Genomic DNA, 5,941 nt, shown 5'->3' on the forward strand with positions numbered 1-5,941 from the left:
TCAGTATTCATTATTAGTTTGTTTTTTTTAATATTTAGATATAAATCAAAGCTGGATAATTTAATAAGAGATAATAATATTGATGAATTAACAGGTTTAAAAAATCATAAAGGATTAAAAATTTCATTAGAATCCTTAATTAAAGATTTTAAAGATAATACCAGTATTATCTTAATTGATATTGATAATTTCAAATCCTTTAACACGAAGTATGGCTATGGAGAGGCTGATTTATTATTAAAAAAGGTAGGTGAATTACTTGGCAGTGATAAAAGAGCAACAGATGAAACTTTTCGTTTCTTTCAAAGAGGAGATGAATTTGCTGTTATTGCCAAGGAAACAAATCTTGGTCAAGCTTTACAAGCAGCTGAGCGTAAAAGAAAAATGATCAGTAATAATATTTTTTCAATTCACGACAATACACATCGTTTGACCATTTGCTGTGGTATAACTAGTTTGAAAAATGAAGACTCAATTGACACTTTAACTGATAGACTATCTAAAGCTTTAAAAGAGGCTAAGAATACAAAAGGTAAAAACAACACTAAATCAATTAGTTAATATGACACCATCCTACATAGAAGACCACATAAGTCAAATACCGGCATTACAATTACTCATAAAAATGGGGTATCAATATGTATCGCCTGAGGAAGCAATGGAATTACGTGGAGGTAGAACCAGCAATGTACTGCTTGAGCCAATTTTGAAAAAACAACTCGAAAAAATAAATAGTATTCAATACAAAGAAAAAGAGTTTACTTTTTCAGAGAGTAATATCAATGCAGCAATAATAGCTTTGCGAGAACTACCTATACAAGATGGTTTTATAAAAGCAAATCAAGCCTTTTATGACTTAATAACTTTGGGCAAAAGTTTGGAACAAACCATTCTAAACGATAAAAAAAGTTTCTCTTTTCAATACATCGATTGGAAAAATATAGAAAACAACACATTCCACGTCACGGAGGAATACGCAGTTTTACGAAGTGAAAGAAATGATACTTATCGCCCAGATATTGTTTTGTTTATCAATGGAATTCCAATGGTCGTTATTGAATGTAAAAGCAATGTGATAAAAGACCCAATAAATCAAGCCATTTCACAACACTTACGCAACCAACAAGAAGACGGAATAAAAGGATTATACCAGTATTCTAATTTGGTAATGTCAATAGCGGTAAACGAAGCAAGATACGCAACCACAGCAACGCAAAAAGAGTTTTGGAGCGTATGGAAAGAAGTATTTAGAACCAAAGAAGAAGGAATACAATATGGCGATGCAATTAGACAACTAAAAAATAGTGAATTGCCTAATACGGAACGAACAGCCATTTTTAACCAACGATTTTATAATGTATTGCATTATTTTAATCAGTTGGAAAAAGAAGAAGTAATTGTAACCGAACAAGACAAGTTAATATTTAGTTTATGCCAAAAAGAGAGATTATTAGATCTTTTTTTTAATTATATAGTCTATGATGATGGAGTTAAGAAAATAACCAGATACCAACAATATTTTGCTATCAAGGAAACGCTCAAAAAAATTAGTGTTGCTGATGCAAATGGCAAGCGTACCGGTGGAGTAATTTGGCACACCCAAGGAAGTGGAAAATCATTGACAATGGTAATGTTAGCACAACTAATTGCAACCCAAAAAAACATAAAAAATCCAAAAATAATTCTGGTTACCGATAGGATAGATTTAAACACGCAAATAACAGAAACATTCCAAAAATGCCACGTTGATGTGGAAGAAGCACAAACCGGAAAGCATTTGGTAGAATTAATCAATAGCCCGACAGATGCGGTAATTACAACATTAATACACAAATTTGAAGCAGCTATTAACCAATCAAAAGAAGGATTTACATCGCCTAATATTTTTGTATTGATAGATGAAGGACACCGAAGCCAATACGGTACGTTTAACGTAAAAATGCAAAAGGTTTTCCCCAATGCTTGTTTTGTAGCGTTTACGGGGACACCATTAATGAAAAAAGAAAAAAGTACAGCCAATAAATTTGGCGGTCTAATCGATGTATATTCCATTACGGATGCTGTTGAGGATAAGGCAGTAGTTCCATTGCTTTATGAAGGAAGACATAATTTAATTGAAGTAAACGAAAAACCATTAGATACTTATTTTGAAAAAGTTTCAGAACCTGCTACACCCTATGGAAAAGTTGCTCTAAAAAGAAAATTCAGCTCAACTAATCAAATAAACAAAGCCGATCAAGTAGTATATGCCCGAGCTTGGGATATCAGCGAACATTTTGAAGACAACATTCAAGGAACAGGATTCAAAGGGCAATTAGTGGCGCCCAATAAAACCACTGCTATAAAATATCGTGAATACATTAAGGAAATTGGGAAAGTAAGTTGTGAAGTATTGATTTCTGCACCCGACACAAGAGAAAATTACGATGATGCTTTTGAAGAAAACGAAGATGTAGTGTTGAAGTTCTACAAAGCAATGATGAGTAAATATGGAAAACAGTTAGACTACGAAAAATCAGTAATCAGTGCTTTCAAAAAACAGGAACAACCCGAAATAATTATTGTAGTTGATAAACTATTAACCGGTTTTGATGCGCCAAACAATCAGGTTTTATACATTACCCGAAGTTTAAAAGAACATACTTTGCTTCAAGCCATTGCAAGGGTAAACAGAGTGGCACCAGGAAAAGAATATGGTTTTATTATTGATTATTTTGGAAATTTAGAAAATTTGGACAATGCGTTAAACACGTATAGTGGTTTGAATGATTTTGAACAAGAAGAACTAGCAGGAACAATAATAAACATCAATACAGAAATACAGAAATTGCCACAAGCACACAGCGAGTTATGGGATATTTTTAAAACCATAAAAAACAAATATGATGCGGAAGCGTATTCCGAATTATTGAGTGATGAAAGCATCAGACACCCATTCTATGAAAAGTTGTCTACTTTTGTCCGTTTGTTCAAATTAGCAATGGCATCAATTGAATTTAATGACATCAGTAACGAAAAAACAATTGACAAATACAAAAAAGACAGTAAATTTTTCTTGCAGTTAAGAGTAGATGTAAAGCGAAGATACTTTGATGATTTAGATTATAAAGAATATGAACCACAAGTACAAAAGTTAATAGATAAGCACATTACAACTCACGGAGAAGTATTGAAAATAACCGAACTCGTAAATATTTTTGATAAAGAAAAACGAGAAGCTGAAGTAGAAAAAATGGTAGGCAAAGCAGCAAAAGCAGACCATATTGCTACTCGTACCGTAAAAGCGATTAATATTAAGATGAATGAAGATCCAATCTTCTACAAAAACCTGTCTACATTAATTAAAGAAGCCATAAGCGATTATCATCAGCACAGAATTGACGAGGCATTATATTTACAAAAAGCAAAAGAATACGAAAATCAATTCCTTACGGGAAAACAAAATAATGTTCCAAATAGCATCCAAGACAAACCAAATGCGGTTGCATTTTACAATCTGATAAATGCGGTTTTAGAAAACAGTTTCAATACTGCTCCAGAACCAAAAGAAGTACAAGCCAGCACAGCATTAGAGATAGAAGATTGTATTAAGAATGTTGTTTATGAAAATGGTACGCTCATTATTGATTGGCAAACCAATACAGAGATTGAGAAAGAATTGAAAAATAATTTAGATGATTTGCTTTTTGAAAAACAGCAACAATACGATACGCAATTCTCATTTGATAAAATTGATGAATTAATAGAGGAAGTAATTAAAATTGCCAAACTAAAATACATTTAATGGTACATTCTGTCCAACAAGTAAGTTATGGTAGCAAAAGCATTGAATATTATTTGTCTTTTGCTACAAGAAAATCGTTAGGGATAAAAGTATTGCCTGATGGTTTGGTAACTGTTATTGCCCCTAATGATACAAGCTTAATTGACATCAACAAAAAAGTAAAATCAAAAGCCAATTGGATAATAAAACAACAAGCTTTCTTTTGTAGTTATAAACCACATACACCGGAACGCAAGTATGTAAATGGAGAAACACATTTGTACTTAGGAAGACAATATAAGTTACAAATCATTGAAGATACTATAAATGAAATAAAGATTTATAGAGGTGCAATGATTATGAAAACAAAAAAAACGAATCCCGAATATTTAGAAAAAAAACTAAATGAATGGTACAAGGAAAAAGCAATCTTTCATTTTGAGGAGTTGTTAAATAGTTCATTAGAAAAATTTATAAAATATAAAATAGAGAAACCGGTTTTAGACATACGATTAATGCAAAAACGTTGGGGTAGTTGCAATAAATCAGGTAAAATAATTCTAAATACAGAATTAATGAAAGCCGCAAAAGGAAGCATCGAATATGTTGTAATTCACGAACTATGTCATTTGGTACATTACAATCACAACAAAGATTTTTATGACTTGCAAAATAGATTATCTCCCAATTGGCAAAAATGGAAAGAAAAATTAGAACACGCTTTGTCTTGATTTTCAATAGATACCAAAAAAACACTCACTTCATAACAGAAGTCTAATAAAATGCTTAATCTAAATCATTACCTCATTCAGCTGCACAAAACTTTGATTTAGTCCAAGTATTCCTAAACTCAAGTCTTTGTTTGTTTCATTTCGCTAATTACGTTTCCAATAACGAGAAAATTCTTTTTCGTTAGGTTTAAAAAGAACGTTTTACATTTCAGTTGCCACTCCTTTGCCAACGCTCCAAAAAAAATTACTGTCACGGTTTTTGAATCAAAAATACGTATGCTATGCAACTCGTGCCAGTAATTTTTTCCCCAAAGCTGTGTTACATAATTGAGTATTATAGCTTCATTACAAAGCTTTTATATTGTTTTTTTTGGTTTTTGCAATGAAGCTATAATATCATTTATGTAAAACAGCCGCTACACCCAACGCGCTAGCCAATGGCTCCAGGACAGTCTTTTTTATTGCTTCCTCGCACCGGCCTTAAATAAAAAAGACCATCCTTCGCCACTGTCATTAACAACGTTCGCCATTTCATAAGAACTTTTATTGAACTGCCTAGTTTCAAGAACGTTAACAGTCACTGTTTTTAGCAACTTAATGTTTAAATCGGTAAGTTTTTGCATTGTTTTTGTGCGTGTCGCAAATTGCTTATCAACTCTATTTCTAACATTCACGACATAGGAATAAGCAATTTACAACACCCACAAAATCAAGAGTAGCCAGCAAGAGTGTGGTTTTTATTTGCCAGAAAATAAGCAGTAATTGCTTCAGCAGAAAAGCCGATGCCATACTGTTCCTAAATATAAAGTTGACCAGCCCGAAGCATTGTCTTTCTTTCAAGTCAATGGCACCAGCTTTTCTACTAAATCAATCAGAAATACCCCATTAAGCAAATAAAAAACCACACACTTACCTGCGCTACTGCCCCATCGCACTAGGTATTATTTTTTCATTGTTTTTGTAAGTATTGAAAATCACTTGAAAACCTGTACTATAAATTTAAAAACCTCCGTAAAGTGATTTTCAATACCCACAAAATCAAGTCCAAGAAAGAGTGTGGATTTTGATTTACCATTTTAATAATGTAAAAATAATTGGTCATTTATTTTACAGAAGTATTTTGACCATGATAGCATTAGAACCATTATAATATATTATTTTGTGATGTTTAATTTCTTCAAGTTCGTAAATAGTTCCGTAAGGACTATATAAAGACAAACAACACCATTGGAAAACAACAGCATTTTTGTTTTAACATTTATACTATTTTAGGTTTTCAAGAAAAGTTAAAATAGGTATCAAGTGTTCGATTGTAGTCCCTGACAGCCCGCATTTATTTTTGATTTTCTTGGGCGATGAGGTTTCGAACCATAAATACTATTTTATAATCATTGAAATTACAATTAAAGTATTATGCTCCATGCAATGTTATTATACAATAGAATAG

The 5,941-nt window shown here is 32.0% G+C and carries 4 protein-coding genes; 3 read left to right on the forward strand and 1 reads right to left on the reverse strand.

Features of this window, described 5'->3' with window-relative positions; translation table 11 throughout:
- The 3 genes from FPG59_RS13050 to FPG59_RS13060 all read left to right on the forward strand — a co-directional run.
- The coding region (locus tag FPG59_RS13050) for a GGDEF domain-containing protein (RefSeq protein ID WP_140344659.1) at positions 1-561 on the forward strand (561 nt) is incomplete at its 5' end.
- A gap of 1 nt (position 562) precedes the next feature.
- The gene (locus FPG59_RS13055) at positions 563-3,784 is read left to right on the forward strand and encodes a type I restriction endonuclease subunit R (RefSeq protein ID WP_086455027.1); all 3,222 of its coding nucleotides are present in this window, start codon (positions 563-565) and stop codon (positions 3,782-3,784) included.
- Positions 3,784-4,494, forward strand: a complete 711-nt coding sequence (locus FPG59_RS13060) for a M48 family metallopeptidase (RefSeq protein WP_086455028.1) — start codon at positions 3,784-3,786, stop codon at positions 4,492-4,494. The genes FPG59_RS13055 and FPG59_RS13060 overlap by 1 nt, the downstream gene beginning before the upstream one ends.
- 458 nt (positions 4,495-4,952) lie before the next feature.
- Here the strand turns inward: FPG59_RS13060 and FPG59_RS16670 are convergent, their stop codons facing one another.
- Complete coding sequence (locus FPG59_RS16670; RefSeq protein ID WP_176330750.1) at positions 4,953-5,117, reverse strand: hypothetical protein; 165 nt, start codon at positions 5,115-5,117, stop codon at positions 4,953-4,955.
- Positions 5,118-5,941 lie beyond the last annotated feature (824 nt).

This window comes from Flavobacterium sp. FPG59, assembly GCF_002150205.1.
GTDB lineage: Bacteria > Bacteroidota > Bacteroidia > Flavobacteriales > Flavobacteriaceae > Flavobacterium.

What these genes read in the sequence shown, in the direction of transcription:
- FPG59_RS13055 (WP_086455027.1), top strand. Translation starts at nt 563, where the DNA reads ATGACACCATCCTACATAGAAGACCACATAAGTCAAATACCGGCATTA.
- FPG59_RS13060 (WP_086455028.1), top strand. Translation starts at nt 3,784, where the DNA reads ATGGTACATTCTGTCCAACAAGTAAGTTATGGTAGCAAAAGCATTGAA.
- FPG59_RS16670 (WP_176330750.1), bottom strand. Translation starts at nt 5,117, where the DNA reads ATGCAAAAACTTACCGATTTAAACATTAAGTTGCTAAAAACAGTGACT.